At 38.6% G+C, this 25,886-nt stretch carries 21 protein-coding genes; all 21 read right to left on the bottom strand.

Annotated elements, in window-relative coordinates; all coding sequences use genetic code 11:
- Positions 1–28: 28 nt before the first annotated feature.
- The 21 genes from ACZ9EE_RS28495 to ACZ9EE_RS28395 all read right to left on the bottom strand — a co-directional run bounded on the left by ACZ9EE_RS28495 (position 29) and on the right by ACZ9EE_RS28395 (position 25,321).
- Entirely contained in the window at positions 29–1,045 is a 1,017-nt protein-coding gene (locus ACZ9EE_RS28495) for a LacI family DNA-binding transcriptional regulator (RefSeq protein ID WP_476031930.1), read from the bottom strand.
- 119 nt (positions 1,046–1,164) lie between these two features.
- Positions 1,165–3,330: an alpha-amylase family protein gene (locus ACZ9EE_RS28490; RefSeq protein WP_476031928.1), complete on the bottom strand. Its 2,166-nt coding sequence runs from the start codon at positions 3,328–3,330 to the stop codon at positions 1,165–1,167.
- 196 nt (positions 3,331–3,526) lie between these two features.
- On the bottom strand, positions 3,527–5,617 hold the full coding sequence (locus ACZ9EE_RS28485; protein ID WP_476031926.1) for a glycoside hydrolase family 36 protein: 2,091 nt from the start codon (positions 5,615–5,617) through the stop codon (positions 3,527–3,529).
- Positions 5,614–6,642 carry a DMT family transporter gene (locus ACZ9EE_RS28480; protein ID WP_476031925.1) on the bottom strand — a complete coding sequence of 343 codons (1,029 nt, stop codon included), beginning with the start codon at positions 6,640–6,642 and terminating at the stop codon, positions 5,614–5,616. Before ACZ9EE_RS28480 ends, ACZ9EE_RS28485 begins: the two co-directional genes overlap by 4 nt.
- Positions 6,576–7,481 carry a nucleoside hydrolase gene (locus ACZ9EE_RS28475; protein WP_476031924.1) on the bottom strand — a complete coding sequence of 302 codons (906 nt, stop codon included), beginning with the start codon at positions 7,479–7,481 and terminating at the stop codon, positions 6,576–6,578. Before ACZ9EE_RS28475 ends, ACZ9EE_RS28480 begins: the two co-directional genes overlap by 67 nt.
- A 24-nt stretch (positions 7,482–7,505) precedes the next feature.
- The gene (locus ACZ9EE_RS28470; protein WP_476031923.1) at positions 7,506–8,408 is read right to left on the bottom strand and encodes a carbohydrate kinase family protein; all 903 of its coding nucleotides are present in this window, start codon (positions 8,406–8,408) and stop codon (positions 7,506–7,508) included.
- Positions 8,408–9,811: a family 4 glycosyl hydrolase gene (locus tag ACZ9EE_RS28465; protein WP_476031922.1), complete on the bottom strand. Its 1,404-nt coding sequence runs from the start codon at positions 9,809–9,811 to the stop codon at positions 8,408–8,410. The genes ACZ9EE_RS28470 and ACZ9EE_RS28465 overlap by 1 nt, the downstream gene beginning before the upstream one ends.
- Position 9,812: 1 nt before the next feature.
- Positions 9,813–10,958, bottom strand: coding sequence for an amidohydrolase family protein (locus tag ACZ9EE_RS28460; RefSeq protein WP_476031921.1), 1,146 nt, complete (start codon positions 10,956–10,958; stop codon positions 9,813–9,815).
- A gap of 18 nt (positions 10,959–10,976) precedes the next feature.
- On the bottom strand, positions 10,977–11,906 hold the full coding sequence (gene rbsK / locus ACZ9EE_RS28455; RefSeq protein WP_476031920.1) for a ribokinase: 930 nt from the start codon (positions 11,904–11,906) through the stop codon (positions 10,977–10,979).
- A 94-nt stretch (positions 11,907–12,000) separates the two neighbouring features.
- The gene (locus tag ACZ9EE_RS28450) at positions 12,001–12,507 is read right to left on the bottom strand and encodes an ureidoglycolate lyase (RefSeq protein WP_476031919.1); all 507 of its coding nucleotides are present in this window, start codon (positions 12,505–12,507) and stop codon (positions 12,001–12,003) included.
- Between the two features lie 9 nt (positions 12,508–12,516).
- On the bottom strand, positions 12,517–15,837 hold the full coding sequence (locus tag ACZ9EE_RS28445) for a glycosyl hydrolase (protein ID WP_476031918.1): 3,321 nt from the start codon (positions 15,835–15,837) through the stop codon (positions 12,517–12,519).
- 25 nt (positions 15,838–15,862) lie between these two features.
- A complete protein-coding gene (locus ACZ9EE_RS28440; protein ID WP_476031917.1) occupies positions 15,863–16,408 on the bottom strand; it encodes a D-lyxose/D-mannose family sugar isomerase in 546 nt (181 codons plus the stop codon).
- Positions 16,409–16,440: 32 nt separating this feature from the next.
- A complete protein-coding gene (rpiB, locus tag ACZ9EE_RS28435; RefSeq protein ID WP_476033134.1) occupies positions 16,441–16,896 on the bottom strand; it encodes a ribose 5-phosphate isomerase B in 456 nt (151 codons plus the stop codon).
- The gene (locus ACZ9EE_RS28430) at positions 16,887–17,882 is read right to left on the bottom strand and encodes an ROK family protein (protein ID WP_476031916.1); all 996 of its coding nucleotides are present in this window, start codon (positions 17,880–17,882) and stop codon (positions 16,887–16,889) included. The genes rpiB and ACZ9EE_RS28430 overlap by 10 nt, the downstream gene beginning before the upstream one ends.
- A gap of 25 nt (positions 17,883–17,907) precedes the next feature.
- Complete coding sequence (gene rpe / locus ACZ9EE_RS28425) at positions 17,908–18,582, bottom strand: ribulose-phosphate 3-epimerase (protein ID WP_476031915.1); 675 nt, start codon at positions 18,580–18,582, stop codon at positions 17,908–17,910.
- A gap of 124 nt (positions 18,583–18,706) precedes the next feature.
- On the bottom strand, positions 18,707–19,555 hold the full coding sequence (locus ACZ9EE_RS28420) for a carbohydrate ABC transporter permease (RefSeq protein WP_476031914.1): 849 nt from the start codon (positions 19,553–19,555) through the stop codon (positions 18,707–18,709).
- Positions 19,556–19,589: 34 nt separating this feature from the next.
- Positions 19,590–20,588 (bottom strand): carbohydrate ABC transporter permease, encoded by a 999-nt coding sequence (locus ACZ9EE_RS28415; RefSeq protein ID WP_476031913.1) that lies wholly within the window; start codon positions 20,586–20,588, stop codon positions 19,590–19,592.
- Positions 20,589–20,703: 115 nt separating this feature from the next.
- Complete coding sequence (locus ACZ9EE_RS28410) at positions 20,704–22,068, bottom strand: ABC transporter substrate-binding protein (RefSeq protein WP_476031912.1); 1,365 nt, start codon at positions 22,066–22,068, stop codon at positions 20,704–20,706.
- A gap of 379 nt (positions 22,069–22,447) precedes the next feature.
- On the bottom strand, positions 22,448–23,068 hold the full coding sequence (locus ACZ9EE_RS28405) for a YesL family protein (RefSeq protein ID WP_476031911.1): 621 nt from the start codon (positions 23,066–23,068) through the stop codon (positions 22,448–22,450).
- Between the two features lie 208 nt (positions 23,069–23,276).
- Entirely contained in the window at positions 23,277–24,428 is a 1,152-nt protein-coding gene (solA, locus tag ACZ9EE_RS28400) for an N-methyl-L-tryptophan oxidase (RefSeq protein WP_476031910.1), read from the bottom strand.
- A gap of 146 nt (positions 24,429–24,574) precedes the next feature.
- On the bottom strand, positions 24,575–25,321 hold the full coding sequence (locus ACZ9EE_RS28395) for a phytanoyl-CoA dioxygenase family protein (protein WP_476031909.1): 747 nt from the start codon (positions 25,319–25,321) through the stop codon (positions 24,575–24,577).
- Positions 25,322–25,886 lie beyond the last annotated feature (565 nt).

Here is a 25,886-nt window from a genome sequence, read left to right as displayed (position 1 = left end):
TTAAAACCCCTCTATATTTTGCTGCTTATTATGGTTCAGAACTTATTCTCTTCACCGAGCCTCTATGAACTAAATCCGGAACAAAACATTTTACTTTTTCTTCAACATTTTCCTTTTTCATTAGCTTTAGGAGAACTTCCATTGCATAGTTGCCAATTTCTTCCGATGGTTGTTTAATTGTAGTAAGCTTAGGGTCTGTCATTTGAGTTAAATAAATATCGTCATACCCAATAATTGAGATGTCCTCCGGACACTTTAGTCCACTGTCTTTTATGGCATTGAGTGCACCAAAAGCTATAAGGTCATTTCCACACACAACAGCGGTGAACTCTGAATCGTTTTCGATAAGAAGCTTAGTATAATGATAGCCTGTTTCCATTTGATAATTACCTATTTTAATAAGTGAATTATTAGGTCCAATACCATAATCAGTTAGCGCTTTTAAATAACCCTCTAAACGCAAATTCCGACTTCCGTGCATTCCTTGCCCACCGATAAAGGCTATTTTAGTATGGCCATTTCTTATGATATGCTGAGTGGCAATGTAAGAGCCCTCAAGATTCCCCACATATACTCGATAGTCTTGATCGCCCTGCTCACGGTCGATTGAAACATACGGAATATTATAATTTTGTAACTCTTCAATGCTTCGACTATTTGTTGTTTTTTCACTACCTGTAATAATTACACCATCTACATTGTATTCAAGAATGACATTAATATATGAAAGTTCCTTTTCTTCATCTTCATCCGTATTGCAAAGGATTAGTTTGTACCCAGCAGCATCTGCCCTGTTCTCAATTCCTTTTGCAAGCTCAGCAAAATAAGGGTTCGTGATATCGGAAACTATCAATCCGATAATGTTGGTGCGATTATTGACCAAGCCTCTGGCTAATCGGTTCGGTCTGTATTTTAGTTCCTTTGAAATACGGAGTATTCTATTTTTTGTTTCCTCACTTACATTTTTATAGTCACCATTTAGTACCTTAGAAACTGAGGCGGTTGATACTCCTGCTTCCCTGCTGATATCCTTAATCGTTACCAATTTACTTTGCCCTCCCTTCAAATATATCGTTTTCTTACGTAGTATTTTTTAAGCGAATTGAGTTCTGCAAATTCAGGCCAAAAACCGCTGGATTTGCAGAACTTTTAGTAAAATATATACTATTTGAATTCAATTACGGTATAAATGGGTACATTCAAAAGCTTCACAAAAGCTTGGTTGTCCTGAACTTCATAAGTATATTCAATTTGACTGCCATCGAGTGTATAAACAAGAACGCTATTATACGACTCTTTAAATTTTATATCTAACTTTAACTCTTCTAACGTATTGATTTTGTCATGTTCTTTTGAGTAATTATAGTTGATAACATGGACAGCTCTACCTTCAACCGTTTGGTGCATTTGAATCCCTATTTCCGCGTTAGAAGCTTTAATCTGCCAAACGTCTGCATATGCATTATTAAAGCATTCTATAAATGTCTCAAGTGCTTCCGATTTGTTGGTAGGATTTTCGCAATAGAAAACATTGTCCAATTGTTTCATCGTCTCAAGCCATCCATGTACATTATCGGCTGCACGTCCAAAAATTAACAGCTTAGAACCCTGGTTTACAAATTCCTCGAACACTTTTGTCTGGTTTTCCGTTAATACATCACAATCAGGCAGTACTAGAAGTTCATAGTCTTTGATGTCTTCAAGGCTAAATTCATCTTCTCTCATATCTCCATCCGCTGCGAGCATAACGTCATAGTTCACTTGGTTGTCCGATAAATTCTTGATTACCTCCCAGAATGGCAGCCTAGGAGTATTTGCATCATTGATATCATCTACCTTATAAGATAATAAGCCGGATTCATTATTATCCACCAGATTGCCTGAATAACCTGAAGCTGTTTCTCTCCAGTAATAGCTTGGCCAGCTGTATAACACAGCCACATTTGAACCAGATTTTTTGGAAAACAACCTTTCTTTATCAGCAAGGAAGGTTTGAACTTCCTCTGTTACACCTCTTGGGGGTGAAAAGGAATCTTTAATCGTATTTCCCATCCAACCGCCATAAGGTACAGCCATATTACAACCATAAACCGATGCTTCCAACAGGAATATTCGATACAAATCAAAGCCATTTCCGGTTTCTAGCATTTCAACAAGTTCAGGAACAATGCCACCATATGGATTTTCCGCTACTACGATGGTCTTATCACCAGCAAAACCTGCGGAATAACGATACCAATATGGCTGTTTAAATACTGTCTGTCTCATTTCTGTTATGATGACATCTACTTTATTTTCAATTGGGTAGTACACAGGCATTAGGTTAAAGAAATTTCCTGACACTAAAATGTCTTTTCCCTTTTTTAATCCATATTCCTTCGCATGGTCGACAAGTTCAGTAAAATATTTTTTCACAGCGCGAACCTGGAAATGCCAATATTCTTTAAAGAGTGGTACTCCCTTTGGATCATTTGGAAACTTAAGATCTCTTTCATTTAAAAACACTTTGTAGTCAAATGTTTCTATATCAATATCCTGATACTGGGCATCTAATTTCCCTTCAGCTTTTATATGCTTCAGGTACTCTGTAAATTGCTTTCGGCAATCGTTACAGAAGCATCCTCCTGCTTGCAAGGCTGTAATAGGCAATTCACATTCATCAAGCTGAATGCCAGGCACACCGGCGTCAATTTGAATTTCCATGATTTTTTTTAAATATTGTCTCCACACAGGATTATTTCTGCACATTTGGTACGCAATATGCTTATGACCCACAACCTCGACCCAATTGGAATGAACCGGTTCTCCTTTATAATCTCTTGCTGCACATTCTTCCCAAAGATCTTTAACCTCTATCCCTTCGCTATTAAATAGGCCTTCCGGGAAATAATCCTTTAATCTTTTTCCAAACACTCCATCATACTTTCCGGAAGTGAATTCCCTGAGCCCATACCAATCATGGTTTGTATCATCCCTTAGAACATTCAGGGCCTTAAATTCCGTACCGTCCTCGTTAAACACTGCCGGAAACTCCCAGCCCTGCACTTCAAACACAATCCCAAATACCTTTATCCCTCTTTTATTGCACTCTTCGATAAATTCGCTATCGTTCATAAATCCATAAAATCTTAAGCGCGGGTCGACTTCTCCATAGGCTTCGTGCTCAAGAAAAGGCAGTGATATAGAGCCTCCTCCAAGAGCTGACCAAACCAATATGGTGCCCTTATATTTTTCCAAGTCTTCAATCATCTGCATGCTGCGAAATGGCAAACTTGGATGATAACAGTGGTTATTTTTATACCAGCCGTCAAAGTAAATTCCTCTTTCCATATGATTCACTCTCGTTTCTTTTAATTGTTAAACTAGATTAACTTTTCAATAATTACTGCCATGGAAGCTATAATTCTATCGAAATTCTTCTATCAAAAATTTATAGGACAACTATAATAAATCCTTAACCGGCAGGCCTTATTGATAATCCATAGAAGTATTACCCTTTAAATGTTATTTCTCTGAAATGACGAATTTAACACATAGAAATTTCAAATATCCTTGCTGAATTCCTCGTGGGCATCGTAACGGTTAACGTTCCTCTTTTTTTATTCCATAAATACATGCAGCTTTCCTTATCAGGATAGGAACATTTGACGTTTAAATTGGTGCCTTTGTATTCCTGTAAAGGTAATAGGCAAGTATTTTGTTGGTCTTCTAGTCTCCATACAGCCAGATAGATTTTTCCTGCACACTTAAGACCTAAACATAGCCATCCGTCTCCATAGGTTGGGATACCTAATGGCCAAAATGGGAAACTTTTGGGAATGTCGCTTCGTATCGATTTATAATAGTCGATACCCTGCTTGATCCGTTCACGGCCTTGATTCTTTATTCCAAGTATATTCCCACTTTGTTGAATTCGGAGAAGCATCGTATTTACCATATTAAAGACAACTTCTTCATCATCGCCATCCTTTAATGGATACGACCATACTCCACATTGTTCAGGTGTTACCGCAATCGGAGCAGCTGCAGAAATAACGGCGTATTTTTTATAATCGGACTGGTCGCTCGTGGATTGGATACTGAATCTTCTTAAGCCAGCATAATCCATACGCATACCTCCGCTGCCACAGTTTTCAATAATAAGCTCCGGATATCGCTCAAATATACTGTCAATCCAACTTAAAAAGGCCCTGTTATGCTCCAAAAGTCCATCACCAAAGCTATCAGCAAGAATTTCGGTTCCGATTCCACCATTGATGTTATAATCCAGCTTGATATAGCCTACACCATATTCGTTTACCAGCCTGTCTACAACTTGGTCCGCGAATATTACAACCTCAGGGTTGCGGAAATCTAATTGGTACCGTCCATGATCAATGATCCGTTTCCCGTGCCGGACAAAAAACCATTCATCAGGAACTTTTTCTGCAAGTTGGCAATCGATCCCCATTACCTCTATTTCAAGCCACAATCCCGGTATCATTCCCTTTGAACGGATATAGTTCAGCGGTTCCTCGATTCCTCCTGGGAACCTTAGTTTAGATGGCAACCACTCGCCTACGCCGGTCCACCAATCTCCATCAGAATACCAGCCTGCATCAATGCAAAATATTTCACAGCCAACCTTGGCTGCTGCATCAATAAGCGGCTTCAGTTTTTCTGTGGTAGGATCCCCATCAAGACAATTAGCATAATCATTAAAGATAACAGGCAATTTTTTATTGTCTTTGTTTTCCCTTCGAATGAGCCTTCTATATTTCGTGAGTTCAACAATAGCCTTTTCAAATTTACAGCTAACGCCAACAGCTGCGGGTACCGAAGTAAAGCTTTCTCCAGACTTTAATTCTTTCCACCAATGGCTTTCATTTTCAGAAGGCCCGCTCAATTGAATATAAAGGTGTTCCGCTTGTTCCCCCAGTTCCCAATGCCAGGAACCATTATGTTCAATTTGCCAAACGAATGCGCTCCCACTTTCCAGATTCTCAAAGCATCCCATCGGAAGAAACTCGGATGAAGACCATGTGCCTGTACTGTTATAGCTAATTCGTTTTAAGGTGACATAATTGACTGGGGATAATCCCAACTCCGGAAGTGAGTAGCTTCTCCACTGCATTTCTCCATACCAAGTGTTATGTGGTACATGGAGCCTGCATGTTTCGCTCCAGCATTGCAGCCCTTCCTTTTCGATTCCCGATAGAGCGAAGGATGATACGTATTCAATTCCCTTTGAGGAATCAGACTTATTTGTTACATCGGTCCATGACCTAACGACGGAAACATTATCAAAGAACTGCAAATGGCTAATGACAATAAGACCATCTTTTTCTAGTTCAATTTCAAGCTTTCTGCCGTGATGATTCCTAAAATCTCTGTATTCCTGGAATTCAAGAAGAAATCCTGGATTCGTTCTTGTGTGCTTGGAGCCGTGATGGTCGTCTTGATTTTCTCCCGTGACCTGAACCTCTACAAGCCGAGATCTTTTTCTTTGCTCAGCATTTTTATGTGTTGCTTCATCGAAAGGAAGCGAAGAGAAGTGAAGAAGTCTTACATCCTTTTCAACCGTAACTTCAAGCACGACATGGATTCCATTTTCATTAAGAGATATGAATTGGCTCATGGTTTCTCCTCTTTAATTTTCTTTATTGATATTTTAAACTTGATAGGTTCAAGAGCCGTTCCTGCTAATATAATCATCAGGCCAATGAATTGAATGTATTGTATTGACTCTCCAAGAAAAATCATAATGAAAAATAAAGTGACAAATGGAGTAATAAAAGATAAATTTGCTACTATTGAGGAATCCGCCACTTTTAGTGCCCGAAACCATAAATAGTAACTAAATACGATATTGCTTAAGCTTAACCATAGAAGCCCAATAAACTCATGAAAACTGGGTAAAACAAATTCTGAATAATAATTCATACACAATGTAGTAAGAATGAAGGATACGGTGGTATAAATATAATTGCTCAAAAACGTATCTACCTTATTTTTTTTACCTAGGTTTGAAAAGATTCCCCAGCAAATCGCTGCCCCTAATGCTAACAAATCACCCATTGCATTTGACATCTTTAAATGAGCTAGATTTCCATTAGTTAAAATAATAATTACCCCAATAAATCCCAATAGTAATGAGAACACTTTCAATCTGTCTAGCTTTTCCCCGTTCATAGGGATAGAAAATATAACTATCATAATAGGGAAGCTATAGTTCAACATCGAAGCTTCCACAGCAGGTATTAACTTTAAGGACATAAGATAAAACACATAATATAGAAAAGAAGGAATGGAATAACCAATTAATCTAATAACTTCTTTTCTATCTAAATGCTTTAATTCTTTAAACTTGCCGTTTTGTATGCAAATCCCTGTCATACATATAAAGGCTAAACAGAACATATAAAATTGTGCTTGAAGGCTGTCTAGTGAGCGAAGGGACATTTTGCTAACAGCAGCAAAAGTCCCCCAAAGAATCAAAATTATGGACATAAGCACATAAATATTATTAGAAAATTGGTTTGAAATCTTAGAAAATCTAAGCATATCTATTACTCTTTCGTTTATATGATGTTTTTTTAACCAAACACACGGTCCATAAAAAGTTTGGTAAACTTCATATGATCGACATTTTTCGCCGTCCATATGTTAGAATTTACAGGATCCGTATTGCCCCATCTGTAGCTGGTTTGATTATGTGTGGCGCCTCTAGTAAATTCACCTTTTGTTTCGACAACAATTCTTTCTTCTTTAAATTCTAAGAGTTTCTTGTCAAAAACGGCACAAACTGCTAAAGGGTCATGTAAGATTGGCAGATAATTATTAATGCTTCTCCAACGCCCGATCAGGTCGGATAAAAACTTAGTAATTTCACTATTTGGATGCTCAATTCTTTCTACATCTTGCTGAGTGAGCTGGCACTTAAGCGTAACATCGAGACCTACAGCCTGTATTTGAATGCCTGATTCAAATACAATCCTTGCGGCCTCCGGATCACATTCGATATTATACTCATTGTAATGGAAGTAATAGGCTCCCCCCATCATAACAATCCTTTTGATCTTATTCTTAATTTCGGGCTTCTTGATAATGGCGAGCGCGATATTGGTAAGAGCGCCGATTGGGACCAGGCTAATTTCACCCTCTGATTTCATCACCGTATCGATGATATAGTCTACAGCATCCATTTCTGTATTGAACGAAATTCCGTCCATATCCTCTGAGTATTGATTCGGTATTTCATGGTCATCTACTTTACCTATTAGAGGCTGTCTGGATCCGATATAAACCGGAATGTCGTCTCTGCCAAGCATTTGTAATACTCTTTTTGCCAATCTCGCCCTGGCTGCAGTATCTTTCCAAACTGTTGTAACACCAATCAAATCGATTTCAGCTGATTTGACCGCAAAGGAAATAGCGAGTGCGTCATCAATATCATCGCCTATATCCGTATCGATAATGATTTTTTCTTTGGTCTCACTCATGCTTTTAAATCCTCCTGCTGATTTTTATTTGTATAAATTCATATACTCCATGGCGGTATCCAATGTTAGATGTGCTTTACTGCAGCCGAGCTCAGTAGTAGAATAGCCTCCTACGATATTTCCCATCCTCATGCATGTTTCAATATCCCAATCCTGCATCATGCCATACATGACTCCAGCTAAGAAATTGTCCCCTGCTCCAGTGGTATCCACTGCTTGGAATACATCCAAGGCCGGAACTTGAAGAATTTCATTCCCTGCCTTTGTAATGCAGCCTTTTTTCCCAATTTTAACGATCGCGTGCTCCACATACTGGCTAATGACTTCCAATGCTTCTTCAACCGTAGCTTTACCTGTCATTTTTAAAGCTTCCGCATCATTTGGGGTAAACACTTCGACATATTGTAATGTTTCACGAAGACTTTCAATATTCAGGTCATCGCTCCACGCCACATCGTATGCGATTCTGGTCCCTTCATCCTTTAGTTTCTTGAGCACTTCATTATGTCCGTCCAAACCTCTGCATACTTTGGAGCCGGTAAACAATTGATAAATTTCCTCATCCGTACTGTCGATTTCTTTCCATTCGGGAACATAGGTAATAAAAAATCGATCTTCGGGGAAGGAAGCAATACTGGTAACGAGCACCGGTATATCACTTCCTTTATATAAATTCTTAAACTTGACGCTATTTTGCACCAGGATGTCCTTTGCAAAAGTACTCATTAAGTCATTGGAGAGAAAGGTTCCAAATTCACAATGAATCCCAAGCCTCGCTAACGCAATAATAGTTGCCGTAGGTCCGCCACCTAACTGCGTGTCGAATTGCTTGGAATAAACCTCTTCACCGAGATTCGGCACTCTAGAGAGTCCGGAATATAAAATATCGATGTTGATGGGTGCAATTGCTGAAACAAATGGTTTCATTAATTCCATTCTCCTACAAATTCCTTATGTGCTTCCAGATAATCTTCCACCAATGCCTTTGCAAGCGAATATGAATTTACTAAAGGATGGATCATCAAAGCTTGTACAGCCAGATCTTTTGAACGATTCTTGATTGCTGCTACAGTTAAATTCTCATATCGTTTGATAACATTGATAAGGAGCATATTATTTTCCGGCACACTTTCCACCTTGATTGGATGCGTTCCTTCTTTATTCACAATGCACGTCAACTCAACCACATCATCATCCATTAATTCCGGAATCGCTCCGTTATTGGCTACATTCAGAGGAATTTCCATTGAGGTATTATTTTTGACAGCTTCAATATAATTGAAAGCAACCCCTGCATAACCCTCGAAATTTTCTCCTTCTTCCTCCACTTGTTCTAAACCTTCTATACATAAAGTGGATAAATCGAATTGCTTCGATTCAAGCTTTTTACCTGCAAGTTCAATTGACATGTAGCTGCTTTCCCTCTCATGAAGGAACTTTTGATAGGCATCAATGGCTTCTTCCGGATTATTCTTTACATCAATTTCTTTTAATCTCTTAATCATTCTGCTATTAATATCTCGGATGACCTCACCGCGTGATTGACCGGATGTGAGGATATTCTTTAGAGCCTTTTCACTATAATAAAAATAATACAGGTATCCGTTTGGTATTTGGCCAAGCATCTTGATTAATTCCTTGTCAAAGTACCCGAATTCCCAGGAGCTTTCAAGGAACGCATCACTTGCTAGGAGTTTATCAATAACCTCAATGCCTCTGATTTTAATACTGTCCATCCAAGATAAATGATTCAAGCCGTACATTCTGGTGCTGATGCTGTTCACACCTAAGCCTAATGCATGTGCGACCTCCGTCTTTAAGGTAGTCGGATTATCACATACCCCTACCACATTTGTAAAACCATGTGCATGCATGGCCTGGGTGACGAGCCCTGCCGGATTTGTGAAATTAAAGATAACAGCATTGTTGCTATGCTCCTTGATGATCTTGCAATATTCGACCATGACTGGGATTGTGCGGATTGCAAAAGCAAAACCTCCGGCACCAGTTGTCTCCTGGCCGATTACCCCATGTTTTAACGCGATTCTTTCGTCTATCACACGGCCTTCGTCGCCGCCAACCCGCATGGTGGTCACGACATAGTCAGCATCTGTTACTGCCTCGACGACATCTGTGGTTAACTCAATTTTTAAAGTGTCATTTGCCTTCATGGCAACGTATTTTGCCATATTTCCAAATATCGCTAATTTCTCTTCATCGTTGTCCATGATGGAAATCTGTGTAACACCGAGTCTGTTTGCATACTTCGCGACAGCTTCTGTAAAATACATGGTCCGGACTCCGCCGCCGCCAATAAGTGCAATCTTCATCTTATGCTTCCCCTTTCGCTGCCGTTTCAAGAAGATGTAAAAGCTGGTTCATTTCTTCGATTTTTGAGTCTTTTACTGAAGCCTTGTTCGCTAACTCAATTGTGAGCCTGCTTTCCTTTACAGCGGCTTCTATATTAAGCTTTTTGGGCTCCGCTTTCACGTATTTAAAGAAATTTTTATAATAAATTTTTTCTAAAACTTCCCGGTCAAGTTTAATTCCTTTAAAGGTTAAATCCCAAACCTGAAATGTATCATCTGTCTCGAGGAACTGCCGCATAATTCGTACAATTTTCGTCATAATGTCCAGCTCTTCTTCAGTGCCAGGATCAAAATTATCGGTACCGAAAAGAATGCGATCTTGATATTTCAGGAAAAATTCTCTCGCTTTTTCAGGATTTTTTGAGAGGTTTACAAACATTTCGGTTCCCGGGGTTAAGTCGATACTGACATTTTCCCATTTATCAAGAAAGGCAGCAGCCTTTTCGAGATCTGCCGATAGGAAATAAAAATGGGCAAAAATGCCATGAATTTTTGGAAACTTAGTCAAAAATCCATCGACTTCCCGATACAAATCTTCCTTTGAGGTATAGGTACCGTCACCCCAAAACCAACCATTGTTGTATGCCCACTCCGGTACTTTTTCGCGATCCCAGAATTCTTCAGGGTCGGCAACATGGATTAAAAGCGGCACTTTTTCCTCTTCAAGGAATTTATAATATTCGTCAAAGGAAGGGTCATCTAAAGGTTTTTGCAGTTCTTTTCTGATTTCTGGCTTTCCCTCGAGCATCTTCATTCCGTCAAAGCCAAGTGCAATTAAATTTTTGGCTTGTGTTGCGTAATCATATCCTGCTTCGAGCACTTCTTTGTTGTGAATGAGTCCGCCAAAAATATAACTTTTTTCCGTAAAATGGTTCTTAAATACCATCATTTTAAGATTTTGTGCGAAATCCCAAGTAGGGATACTCAATACATTCATCCACTCAAAGTTAAAAAGTTCCTTTATAACCATCGCATTTTGAATGCCTTCAGGACCATGCATAATATGAGTATGACAATCAAATACCGGGATATCTTTATACTGCGTTTGATATACTTGATCTCTAAACTTTGAAATCGTTTCTTTATCTAAAATGGTTTCTGAAAACATATGAACACCTCAAATTCGTTAGATTGATGAGCGCACTGTAAACTTACCGACTTCCTCAGCCGTTGGAAGTGATGGTTGTGCCCCCATTCCGGTAACTGTTATGGCACCCACGACATTCGCAAACCGAATCGCTTCTTTAATATTTCCACTTGAAATGTATTTTACTGTCAAGGCAGCTGTAAAGGCGTCCCCGGCTGCAGTGGTATCCACAGCTTTCACCTTATGAGCAGGGAAAAATTCACCTTGGCCATCCTCATACAGATATGCACCTTGGGCCCCCATCTTCAAGACAATTTTTTTTGCGTTTGATCGTTCCTTTAACACTTTGGCTGTTCTTTCCGCGCTTTCAATTGAATGAACTTCCAATCCTGTTAAGGCAAATGCTTCTGATTCATTTGGACTTAATATTTCCAAACCATCAATGGCCTCTAGTGGAAAGCTTTTTGCAGGACCTGCATCCAAAATAACCGGAATGTTCTTTAACTTACCCAACCTGCAGGCTTCTAGAACGATTTCATCCGGAATTTCAAGCTGAACAATAACGGCATCATATGTATGTTCAAATGCGATTAGCAAATCCTCTTTTGTTATATTCATATTTGCTCCAGGAATGACAATAATTCTGTTCTGTCCGGTTTCTTCTAGCATGATGGCTGCTAGTCCTGTACTGCTGGCTGGATCTTCTATAACAAAATCAGCGTTTATTCCTTCCTGTTGCAAATTTCCTTTTAACTCTTTGCCGTTTGTATCTTCGCCTACTCTCCCTACAAAGGTAACGTCTGCCCCGAGCCTTGCTGCCGCAACTCCTTGATTGGCACCTTTTCCTCCTGGAATGTAAGCGTAACTATCCCCAAGTACCGTTTCTCCACCTACTGGTATTTTCGCCGACTTCAAAACCAAATCCATATTAATGCTTCCAATTACTAAAACTGAAGGTTTACTGTTCAACGGAGGATCCTCCTGTACAATAATATATAAAGTGATACGCACCAAATGAAAACTACCGTTATCATTTGGTGCGTGCATGATTACAAGTCGTATGTCAGTTAATTTTAACTTTTATGACGAGGTCCTGCTCTTTCAGATTTTTTACGATTGTATCTTCAAAGGAGGTATTTTCTTTAAAAAACACAAGCGTTTTGACAGAACCCGATAAAGTCATCGGAGCGTGATGCCATATGCCCGGATTTAGACTTACCGCCATCCCTTTTGGCAGCAGGAACGCTTCAAAGTCTTCCCTTGAAGGCATTCCACCGTCAAACGCTGATTTATTTCCTACCAGCACAATCACATTATCATCAATTGGTACCAATACTTCAGGCGTATGGTTGTGCGCTTCAAAAACTTGCTCCGAAAATTCCGGATTAAAATTCGGCCGCACGACTCCTACAGAGATTTCACCTTCTATATCGATGATTCCAACCGCATTCCACCAATTAAAGGCTGAATCTGAATAGGTAGGAGTGATATCACTTTCGTCGAGATAGGTCCCGTAGTCACGAAAATTTTCTTTATTGATTTTTTTCAGTGGAATTTCGTATATCATCATGAAGCCTTCCTATTCTCTAGCGCCCATTAATGATTGATTACCAGAAACCACGTCTGAAAGTTTAAACTCATAGGTATCATAAGGCACCAAGCTTAGATTAAATACACCTGAAGCTTGTTCAACGGCTTCTAAAACATTGATCAGCGTATTTGTGATTTTCACTGTTACCGTGTTTTCCCCGGCATGAAGGAATGGAGTCAAATCAAACTCGTATGGATTCCAAAGACGGACGCCCGCTTTTTGTCCGTTTACCCAAACCTCAGCCACATCTTTACCGCATTCGACTCGGAGCTTGAACACTTTTCCAATATAGATTTCATCAACCGAAATCGTCTGAGTATAATCACCCGCACCTGAGAAGAATGGATAGCCTTGTACTGTCCAGCTGCCAGTGTTAATGATAGTTTTAGGAGCTGTAATGATATATTCATCATCCTTGCTTCTTAAAGCAAAGTCTCCGGTAATTTTTAATAGATCAAGAATTCCATCACTTTTCGTATTTACAACGATTCTGACAACAACACTGTTTACTCCGGTTTTTACATAATTTTTAATAGGAACTGCCTTAATTTCTGCATCCAGATAACTTCTTTCTGGTGTTTCATTAACTATTTGTTCATTAATATATAACTCATAGCTGCTGCCTTTAAATCCATCGATTAATAGTTTCAGATCGTTTGGAATATATTCTGCTTGAAAAGTCGTTCTATACCATAAAGCTACTGGATAAACCTTTTCGTCACGCTCTTCAGGCAGCTGCATTTCCCAAGCACCCATTTTAAAGTCCAGCCAGTTTTCATCATTAAAGCTGCTTAAATGGTATCCCTGCTCCTCTCCTTGTTCGGCCTCATCTATAGCAACCTTCCAGTTGTTAACCAGCAGGGCATTTTCATGGTCGGTGGTGAACTCCCACTCATTTCCGAATTTAATAGGAGCTAATGGCGTTTTGGCTTCTGCACGTAAATCCATAACTGTTCCGTTTTGGTTAATGACTACGTAAGCATCGTCCTCCACTCTTCCATAACCATGTACTTCATCATTATTAATAGAAGAAATCGTTATATTTGTTTTTTCAATATGTGGAAGTTCATCAGTTTCAGAGAATGATACCATTGCAGAACCGTATGGCTCTAGAGCAAGCTTAAAGCTTACTTTTCCCCCATTTCTTTGGAATACAGGCATATCTTTGATATCACCATTTTCAAGGTTCCAAAGCTCAGGTCTGCCATTTGACGTGATCGTAACGTTGATCTCTCTTCCATCTTCAACAGGGTTAATGATGAAGAAGAAGTCTTTGTCATCTTTCACACGGTGCAGATAAAATACCTCTTCGCTATCGATTTCGATTTCCGGAGTCACACACATGAGCACTGCTTCTTTCAATACTTCCATAGGCTTATTTACGTAAAGTCCTGGTCCATCGATAAATACGACCTTACCGCCATTACTATTTTCATTGACTTTTAAGCTGTAGACCTGTTTACTATTAGCATCGAAATCCTTTTTCACTTCAATTGGAGATACCTGGAACAAGTTCTCGATTCGATCTGTAAAGCCTTCTTTATCGCCTTCCAAGCAGTCAAATGGAAGGATTGCATCTCCCATGACATTTCCGCCTGCTTCGTACAGCTCCTCCATCGTCTTCAATGTGCTTTCTTTGATGTGAGTCACTGGCGGAAGTAATAACAATGAGTATTCCTCATCCCTAATACAGATCTTTCCGTCCTTAACAACAGCATCCTTCATCACATCTTCATCGATATAATCAAAATCCACATGCAAACGGAGCAATGTATCCGTAAGATAGTTAAAGTCAAATTCAATCGCATCGCCGACTGCATTTGTTGCCTGCGGGGTATAGTTTGTCCAAATGCTATTTAAAGGGTATAAAATGGCGATCTTAGCGATATGCTTTCCACCGCTTAACAGGTACCCCATTCTTGCCATATAATCATTGAACAATGTGTAATCTTTCCACCATGTATGGTGATAGAACTGTGAAGGCGGCCAATCCCTCTTCCGTTCTCCTTCTATTGAATAGTGGAAACCATGTGGGTTAAAGAGATTTACTCCGAGTACATATTCCCAATCTGCAATCCATTTCATTCTCTCCATTGTGGCATCCCAGTAGATACCGCCCAATGATTCACACAGTAATCTGGTGCTTCCAAATTGGTGAGCTGCAGAGCTTGCAAGCTTTAAAGCTACATGCTCATCCGGCATTTCTCTCGTACCAATTCGTGGATACAGATGGTCAACCCCGATCATATCCAAATGTCTAAGCATGTGGAACAGGTTTCCTCCTGTTCTTGCATGTTTTCTTAACCACTCTTCATAAAGCAAATGACCAGTGAACACTACCTCGTTTTCTTCACACCAATCAGCAACTTGCTTATAATACGCTTCTTCATACTGCTTGCTTAAAGCGCTCCAGAAATCATAGCGTACCTTCGCAGTATCCTCTCCACAATCGTAGAAAAGTTTAATAAGGTGTTTTTTCAAATCATAACCATTGGCATCTTTGAAGATTTTGAACATCTTCCTTGACCAAGGAACAATCGGATTGTCTTTTCCTGTTGCGAAATAATGCATCGCAGGCTCGTCGGTATAGAAACCTTTTATATTTCCTTGGAAACTGCCATTCATCGTTTCTTTATATCTCTCATGTGTAAGTTCAAGGAATTTTTGGGTAGTTTCTTTATCTAAAACATCTGTATACCAGGAAGCTTTTCTCTCTATAAAATAGAATAGTTTCCAAGGTCCCTTTGGTGCTTCCCAGGTGATTACTTTATCAAACGAAAGCGATGGCATTAAATCAATGTAGTTGTTTACACCATTTTTTAAATCTTCCGTCAAAATCGCACAAGCAAAGATCGGTTCTGATTGCTCCAAATCGTGATATCTTGAATCTGTGCCCTCAAGAAAGGTAAAAAACTGTCCCGGAATATCCACTTCTACAAGTTCAAGATAGCGCTGTGTAAGTTCCGGATTCTGCTTTTGTACCTCGTTATTGGCAGTACCGCTTGGCCAGTTGTATTCGTCATACACCCAAACTTGAAGACCAATTTCCTGGGCCTTTTCTACTGTAAACTTGACTCGGTCGAACCAATCGTCGGAAAGGTAGCCGATTTTCTCCTTAACTCCGAATCTAGCATGAATATAAATACCTGGTATACCTTTATCATAGTATTCTCTTAATTGATACTCCATTTCTTCATAACTCATTTCTCCATTCCAGAACCAGAAAGGCATGATCCCAAATTCCCTAGATGGAGTTTTAAATTTAGCCGTAGACAACGCTTCACCATGTACTAAAATGTTCTGTTCCATTTGCTACACTCCTTGATTCATAAGATTAGCTTTCTATTTCAGGAATCCGCTTGATTCTAACATCAGTAAAAATATCCGACTCATCATGAGAGTTTGTAGAGAACTCGGATACAATCGCACCTTCTTCACCAGCTTGGAACCAGTGAAGCGTATTTGGCATGATCGTGTACTGTTCTCCTGGGTTTAATACGACCTCATGCCAGACTGTATAATATTCCTCACTGCCAGCTGGAGGCTTACAGGAAGGGTTTGCAGTCGGCTCTCCACTTACATATAAATACACTTTCCCATACCTGCACCTGAAAGTTTCCTCTTTGCCGGGCTGTCCATTTCGGTCGGGGTGTTTATGCTCAGGACAAGTTTGAGAAGGAAATAAAACAAGCTCCTTAGCACATACCCGCTCGGTATTTATATAAGTTATTAACTGAAGGCCTGTATTTTCGATATCGTTTAAGCCAAAATCTGCCACTTCAATATTTTTCTTCTCTTCCTCGGTTAACACTATATTTGATTGATTCAAGTATTCTAGTGTTTTTTCTGCAAGCTCATCATAGATTTGTTTGTTTATCATTTCGTTCACCCTTTTACGTCGTACTCGAAATTTTATTCAGATAAGTCCTTGCCTTTTTCAATCTGGCCAAGCATCTCGACTCTTGTTTGATGCCTTCCGCCTTCGAATTCTGCATTCAGCCATCCGTCAACGATCATCTTAGCAAGGTCAACACCAACCACTCTAGATCCAAGTGACAATATATTCGTATTGTTATGCTGTCTTGACAGAACTGCCGTATAGCAATCGCTGCATACAACCGCCCTGATGCCCTCTACCTTGTTGGCTGCGAGTGAAATACCAACACCTGTTCCACAGAATAAAATTCCCTTTTCACAATCACCTGAGACTACTGCTTTAGCCACCTTTTGTCCATATATTGGATAATTCGTTCTCTCTGTAGAGTCACAGCCAAAGTCTTTATATTGAATTCCCTTTTCATCTAAATACTTTTTGATTTCTTCTTTTAAAGTCAAACCCACATGATCGCTGCCAAGTGCTAACATAATGAACCTTCCCTTTCTCCCTCTTGCATGTTAAATAGTGGATCTTTAAACAGCATTGCCGCGCCGATTAAAGGTGCGTATTCTCCCAATCCTGCAGTGGTGATCTTTACCTTGTCTGACAAAAGGCTATAAATCTGCGAATAGGCCTTTTCAATCAACGGATTGATAAATAGTTCTTTTTCCGATCCAATACCGCCGCTAACAATAATGGCTTCTGGGCAAATGAGATTGACGGCATTTGTTATCCCCATGCTTAAGTAATCTATTGCTTCACTTATAACGGAGAGCGCCAGTTTGTCTCCTTGTTTTGCTTCAGCGAAAACATCTTCGGTTCTTATCTCATTCATAGTTTTTCTTTGAAGCAGGCTGGTGTGGTTACCAGTTTCCAACTTCATTTTAAAGCGCTTTAATATAGCGGTACCTGAAGCATATGCTTCAAGACAGCCGTTTTTGCCACAGTTGCACTGTAACCCGTCTTTTTCAACCAGAGTATGGCCAAATTCACCGGCTGTAAAAAATTTTCCTTTGTACAATTTCCCATTTAAAACTAAACCACAGCCAACACCAGTTCCTACAGTGATGCAGACAATTTCCTCGAGCCCCTTCCCGGCTCCAAAAAGAAATTCTCCTAATGCAGCGGCCTCTGTGTCTTGACCGACAAAAATAGGCACAGAAAACACTTCTCTAAAAAGCTTTTTGACAGGTACATCCTTCCACCCCAGATTAGGAGCAAGTAAAACGATACCTTCTTTTCTTTCTACAGTTCCAGGGACGCCAATCCCAATCGATTCAACTTCGTATTCTACCATGATCGAATCAACCAGAGATTTTGTAGTTTCTATGATTCTCTTAACCGCGTTTATGCTGTCTTCACTAGGAATTTTCGTTGTTATCCTTTTACTTTGCAGAATCTGTCCTTTTGCATCTATTAATCCTATATTGGTTTTTGTTCCGCCTATATCGATGCCAATATAATGACGCTCGCGCATTAATACGCCCCCTAAACCTACTTTGCTATTTAACAGAAAATCCATAAATCTTATTTTTAAACTCTATTACAGAGGTGTATAAATCTTTTCCCTCTTTAAATATGCTCGCTGTTCCAAGAACCAAAATATCAGCTCCTGCTTCAATACACTGTTTTCCTGTAACTTCGCTAATGTTGCCATCTACTTCGATTAACAAATCTTTATTATGACTGTTTCTCAATTCACTTAATTTCGCTATCTTCCCTACCATATTCGGAATAAATTTTTGACCGGCATATCCTGGCTCTACCGTCATTACCAGTACATAATCCAAATCTTTTAAAATATACTCCAATGCATTCAAACTGGTACTTGGACTAATGGCTGCTCCTGCCTTGATATTTCTGCTCTTAAGCTCATTGATAAACCGAATTGGGTGATTCAGAGTTTCAATATGGAACGATACGTATTCTGGCCTGATCTTCTCTAGAATTTGTATGTACGATTCCGGATTATCCACCATTAAATGAACATCAATCGGCGTATTTGTAGCAGTTTTTACACTTTTTATCAGGTCAAAATTTAAGGAAAGATTTGGCACAAAGTGCCCATCCATAATATCAATATGATAGAGATCAACTTTAGCCCTATCGAGATCCTTGATATCCTTTTCAAGATGCAAATAATCTGCGCACATTAACGATGGAGAAAGTCTTACCATTCTCGGCACCTCTTTCAAAAAAATCAATCACACTCTTTTGTGTTTTATACGTTAAACGCTTAACAGTATTTTTAAAAAATATATTGAACTATCTTTTTTTCTCTTTATATTGATGGAATTTTTTTTATCCTTTTACCGCACCCACAGTAATGCCCGAAATAAAGAATTTACTCGTAAACATATAAAATATAATTTGAGGTACTAAAGCTATAGCCGTTCCGGCTAACATTAGGTTATAAGCGGAAGAACCAGCACCCGAACTCGCAAGCGATGTGACACCGACAGTTAATGTTTTAATGTTATCATTCGAAAGACTGAAAACCATTGGCATCATATAATCGTTCCATGTTGCCTTAAAAACCAGCAATGCAATAGTTGCCAAAATTGGAAGACACATAGGCATAAGAATATGGAGATACGTTTTGAAAAAGCCGCAGCCATCCATTGCAGCTGCTTCATCGATTTCTTTCGGAATACCCTTGATATATCCCATGGTCAAGAAAATATTGGCGACATTGACCGAGAATACATATACGGTGATCATTCCAAATATACTTCCATTTAAATGGAGTGCCTTAATAATTGAAAATGTAGGAAATATCGTAATGGTACCGGTTGCTAAAAACATTGTAGCTAAAAATGCACCCATGATGAACTTCTTTCCAGGAAATTCACTTCTCGCAAACACATACCCAGCCATTGATGTCATGATCAAGGAGCCAATGATGGCCAACGCTGTAATCACCACACTGTTAATCGTATATCGCGAGAAATTTGCTTCTTGCCATGCTTGTACATAATTTTCTAAATGCCATTCCGATGGAATTAGCCCACCGTCTCCTGTAATAAAGTCCATATTGGATTTAAATGACCCCATAATCCCATAAAAAATCGGGAATAATGTGATAATTAACATGATAATTAAGAATAAATAAACAATTAGATCCCCAACTGACCTCTTAGCCAATCTCATTCAAAACCCTCCCTTTAATAAAAGACCATTCTCATCAATTATCATCCATTTTTCTAGTGGTATAAAGGTAAATGACTGTCACAATACCGATAATGATTGAAGCAACAACGCCTAATGCACTTCCATACCCCATTTGAGGAATCGCATTTTGGGCAAATGAAGGCGGGAAATAATATTTGAATAGATTAGTCATCATGACTTCAGTTGTATTGGACGGTCCTCCACCAGTAAGCAGCCACTGTATATCGAAAACCTGCAGGGATCCTATGATGGCGAGCATTAGGATGACTTGGAACATTCTTGAAAGCATTGGAAGTGTAATTTTAAAGAAACGTACTAGGCCCGTCGCCCCATCAATTTCTGCGCTTTCATAAACCTCTGCCGGAATACTTTGTAATCCCGCTAATAAAAGAATCATGTTTAGACCAAAGTTTTGCCAGATCGATACCCCCATAACCGTTAACATCGCAGCAGGAGAAGTGCCAAGAAAGTCAATTTGTTTCATGCCGAAACTAGTAAGCAAGCCATTAATATAACCATTTACAGGCATTAATAAAACTGAAAAAACGGTACACATAATCGCGATACTTACAACATTTGGAAGAAAGAAGATACTTTTAAAAAAGTTGTTTCCTTTTCTTTTAGCGTTATTCAACAGGACGGCACAAAAAAGTGCCAAAGGAATTTCGATTAACAATTTACCAAACGAGAAAACAATTGTATTCAATACGGCTTTCCACCACAATGGATCACGAGTAAACAGGCGAACATAATTATCAAAACCAATAAATTTAGGACTATTTACACCGTTATATTCGGTAAAAGATAGAACAATCACCCAAAGGTTAGGATATATTGTAAATACGAGGAACCCAAGTACAACAGGCGCCAACATAAAATATGCGAGTTTATTTTCCTTAATTCGATTCCAAAGAGTTTTCTTATTTGTATTTTTCAACAATGATGCAGGACTTGCTGGTACCGTTGCATTCTTAAAGGCTTCTACTTGATCAATTGGTTGCTCAATCTTCATGTATTCCTCACCACACTTTTTATTAATAGAAAAGAGGAACAGCCTTATAGTAAGATTGTGTACTGTCCCTCTTTTTTTAAGGATCAAATCTAACGAATTGCTATGGAAGAGCTATTTACTCTCCTTTTGGAGCTTGAACACTGAAATTCTTGACAATATAATCATCCGGATTAAAGGCTTTAGATGAAATACCTTTCTCAACCGCAGCATTGTAACGTTTGGTTAGATCAGCTAGTCCTTTATCCACAGATACTGATCCGTTCATGATGTCATTATAAACATCGCCTATGCCTTTACCTTCTACCTGTGTAGGCGGCTCCATTGGGTATAAAGCATCGTTGCTAATATCTGCAAATCCGGCAGCACCGTTTTTACTCGGTGATTTCGCCTTATCTGTGATTCCTGGATATACTGGGATTCCATATCCTTGTTCATAATACTTCGTAAGTTCTTCTGGGCTCAGTAAGAATTCATAGAATTCCATCGCAGCTTTTTTTACTTTTGAATTATTATTGATCAGTAAGTAAGAACCAAAGTTAAACTCTGCCTTACCTTGTTGTGTCCCAGTTTCTGTTGGAAGCGGAGCTACACCCCAATCAATTTTAGCAGGGAACTGATCATTAAATACTCCAACATCCCAAGATGCAGCGTACATCATACCTACATTTCCAGCAGAGAACTGTGCACGTGCAGGATCATTCTTCATGGAAGTACCGCCAGGATATAATGATCCGTCTTTCTTCATCTTGAGGTACGTTTCTAAGATTGGTTTTGCAGCTGAGTAATCATACTTTAGAGTTTTCCAATCTAAATGGCTTTTACCGCTTGCATAAGATGGTTGGTTACCATAAATCCACCAAATCCAACTTTCTCCAGTAGGCAACATGAAACCATATTGTTTTTTCTTTTCATTCGTAAGCTTTTTAGCATAATCAACTAACTCAGCATAAGATTTTGGCGGTGAGTTCGGATCAAGACCGGCGGCCTTAAACATATCTTTATTATAAACAAGACGGAAATTGAAACCTCTCATCGGTAATGAATACCAGTTTCCATTCATCCAGTTGCTACCCAACGCCTTAAAATTTTGCACGCGATTTTTCAAATCGCTACTCATCAAATCGTCCAAAGGTGCAACATAATTCTGACCTACAAGCTGCGGTAGTTGAACACCGTCTGCAAAAATATCCGGAGCGTTAGTGTTGTTTTTCAGCGCCAATAACAACATGTTATTGTAGTTATCGTTGCTTACCATTTTAAACTCAACTTCAATTTTCCCGTCATGCTTTTTGTTAAAATCAGCCACTGCCTGCTCGGTAAACTTCTGATCATCTGTATAGTGAGTCCAGAAGACTACTTTTTGTTCTTCTTTTGATGATTTTTTCTCTGAACCGGAAGATGCGCTATCCGAAGTACAACCAGCAAGCAAGGACATTCCCATTAGAACACTCATTCCAACAGCTAACAGTTTCTTCTTCATTATTACTCCTCCATAGAATGAATAAAATAATTTCATCTTTCTTGTTTTGATTACTATATGTAACCGTTTACACCAACCTTTAAAAATTTTAAAGACAGTTTCAGCTAAATAGTGAATCTATAATCCTCACTATTAATCTAGTAATAGCTCAACAATATCCTTAATAGTCTTCCAAGGTTTAAATCATATGCACACATTATTCAGAGAATTCCTAGTCCCTTACATCCCTCCTAGAAGTTATACTTTGATTCAAGAACACGTTAAGCGTTTAACTTAAGCGTTTAACATAATTGTAAACGCAATCAAATAGCTTGTCAATAATAAAAATTTTTAACAATTCTCAAAAATATTAAATTTATAAATTATTAAATATTGATATCTAAACTCTCTCTTTTTGATCCGGATGAGACAAACCAAGCGTAGAAAATTTCCGTTCCGCAAACCAATAAGTCAGGTATGCAGAAAAGCTGAAAGAAAAGAAGACCAATAAGTATGTGGACATGAAGGATGCATAAACAATTGCTGAAAATGTGATTAAGTTTAACAAGGTTAAATGTGGTTTATACATAATCAATTTAACTGCATTCAAAAACACCTCTTTCATTGTATAGTAGGAGTTTACCATCAGAGGGAAAACACTTAATAAAAAAAGAATGAAATATATAGTGATAACAACTAGACATGCAAATAAAATTGACTTTAAACTAGATTCGATTTGGTAAATGATCCGAAAATCTACAAAAAGAAATAAACTGATACATGTTGAAACAAGCCCAATCAGAAAACTCTGCTTAAAATTCTCAGCAAAAAACATCCAGTATCCTTTAAAAATACTAGTTTCGTTGTTTTTTACAAGTTGCCGAACAACAGCAAAAAGGGCTGCGGCAGCTGGAAATATTGTAATAATCGGAATACAACTGATTAAAAACAAGAGATTGAGAATCGCAAAGTTCGAGATCCATAAACATAAACGATATAATTTTCCATTAATACTTAACATACGGATATTCACATCCTTAAAAATTTTTCGGAAACTGAAGTAATTTAAGTAATTGTAGCTTATTGTTTTAGTAGAAAAATGTCAATGTGAAAACATCCCAGCACCATATTCTTCCTCTAGTTAAGTAGGCACCGTTCAAATATCGAGTACCTCAATGAATAAGCAGTTACCTCTCACCTGAGAGGTAACTGCTTATTTTCTCTGGTATTTAATGTTTCAAGTTGTTATCAAAACGCCTCAGAGAAAACAGAGAAAGATCTAATGTACTGGAGCCAGCGATAATCATTTGACTAAGTTGTTCTCCAACCGCACTAGCAAATTTAAAGCCATGCCCTGAGAAACCACCTGCCATGACTACATTTGAGTAATTGGGATGGTGATCAATAATAAAATGTTCATCCGGGGTTACAGTATACATACATACTGCACCCTTTAGCAATTTCCCTTCAGCCTCAGGCATGTAATGTTTAAGGAATCTACGTACGTCCCCTTCATCTTCGACGATTGAACCAAACTCTCGGTTTAGGTTATCTGGATCGATTTCAATGCCCTGGTCGTGTCTTCCGACCTTAATACCTGATTGATTAAAACTAGGGAATCCATAATAGATTTCACGACCAAAGTGGTAGTTAAACGCAGGAAAATTATTTGATTTATATAGTTGTTCGTTACACGCAAACCACGCGATAGTCTTACGAATCGGTCTTACCGGAATGGATAAACCAGTCTCAGCAAGTAGTTTGCCCATCCAAGCTCCTGCAGTAAGGACCAGGGAATCCGCATAGTATGTATGGGTATCTGTTGAGACTTGTACCTCGTGATCCCGAATCTGAATGTTGCAAACCTTTGAATTGGTTTGTAACTGAGTTCCAAGCTCAAGAGCTTGCTGACGATAGGCTGCAATGGCCGCTTCACTAAGCAGGACTCCGGAGCTGGATTCATAACAACCGACATAATCTTCTGGAACATAGATACCGGGCCATTCTTTCATAATTTCGTCAGGTTTCAGATATTCAAGGGATAATGAATTGGTCTCAGCGGAATATGCCACCTCTTGGATGAATGGTAAATCCGCTTTACCGATATTCAAAACACCAGTTTGATAGAAAAGCTGTTTTCCCGACTCCTTTTCCAATTCCCCCCAGAGCTTTTGGGCTCGTAAAACCAGTGGAACATAGGATGCACCTTCTCCATACGCGTGCCTAATCATTCGTGTGTCGCCATGATGGCTGCCAAAGGGATGCGGAGGATCAAAAGCATCAATAAGTAATGTTTTCACGCCTTGTTTCGCCAAAAAATATCCAACAGCCATTCCCATAGAACCCGCACCAATAACAATTGTCTCAAATCGATCCATCATTCTGAACATTCCCTACTTTTCTTTTCTGATAATCATAGCATTTTATGTATAAACACAAAAGACCACTATTCAAATGATCTTTCAATCAAAGAAAAAGTGGTCTCAAATGTAAAATGTTCGTCGTTCCCAAACAGGTTAATGGGAAGTTAGGACTTGGAAAGGACGTTTACACATGGGTTCCCAGCTACATTTTCTCCTCGCGCCAGCCAAAACTTCCAACCTTTATTCATTTCAACCGGCAGTACTTTTGTATCAGCCGAGATATAACGCATGGTAAATCCAAGACGGCGATGCGGGCTTGGATTCGCGTTTGCACCGTGAATGATTCGAGAGTCATGGATAGAGCATTCCCCTTTTTCAATCTCAAAATCAACGGCCTTTGATTCATCAATATTCTTAATTTGTGCATGGAACGTATTCACTGTCATATCGACATCCTCATATTCGGAAAATCCATTGGTATGACTTCCGGCAATGACCTTCATACATCCATTTTCTTTTGTAACTCGATCGAGAGCGAGCCAAATTGTCACTATTTTGTCATATTTATCAAAGCGCCCATTCCAATATGCAGAATCTTCATGCCATGGTGTGATCCTGCCGACATAGGGATCTTTGCAGATAAAGTGACTGGTCCACATGATAATATTCGGGCCAAGGATTGGCTCCACCAAATCGAGTGCTTCATTGCTCAACAAATATTCTAATAAACGCTCATCACGAAAATGGGGCGTGTCAAGTTCATCAGACAATTTGCTGCCTTTTTCCTCCAAGTGTTCCTGAAAAATTCCCTCTAATCGCTCCATTTTCTCTTGCGAAAATAATGGTTTATGATATAAACAGTATCCATTTTCGTTAAAAAAATCTACTTCCTGTTGTGTAAGTTTTGGCATCTCAAATTCCACCCTTTTTAAAAGATTTCCAAGATAATCTAACGTAAATTTAAAGAAATGTCGGGTTCACCTTTATGCGAATATATGTATCTAGTTTCACAAAAGGTATTTAATACATATGTCTTACCTTAAACCTCCCTCTCTACTAATTTCCCAATCATAGTTAAACGTTTAACAAATGTAAGCATTTAACGAAATCTTATTTGATGTAATTTATATTGTCAATATTAAAATATAAAAAAATCATTCTACCGAAAAATATAATCTATCTAATGATATTAACTTAAACGTAAAAACAACGTTTGAATCAAGGATCTGGTCCCCATGCAAAATGGATTCTGATTTTCCTTTCTTGTATTAACATCAAAATAGTACAATTTCACACAATATAGTACAAGATTTTTATGTACAAGGCCCTTAAAATGAAATCGATCAGGATTTTTTAGATATTTATTAAAAAAAGATTATTCACAAATATTTGAAATTTCAGTAGAATGAATTAAGATTTTGTGTCCAAGTCTATAAGAAAATGAGAAAGATCTTTTATTTTATAAATATATAATTG

It is taken from the genome of Bacillus sp. URHA0034, from assembly GCF_056280405.1.
Note: the sequence above shows the minus strand (reverse complement) of the source record. Positions and strands in the feature narration are given on the sequence as shown.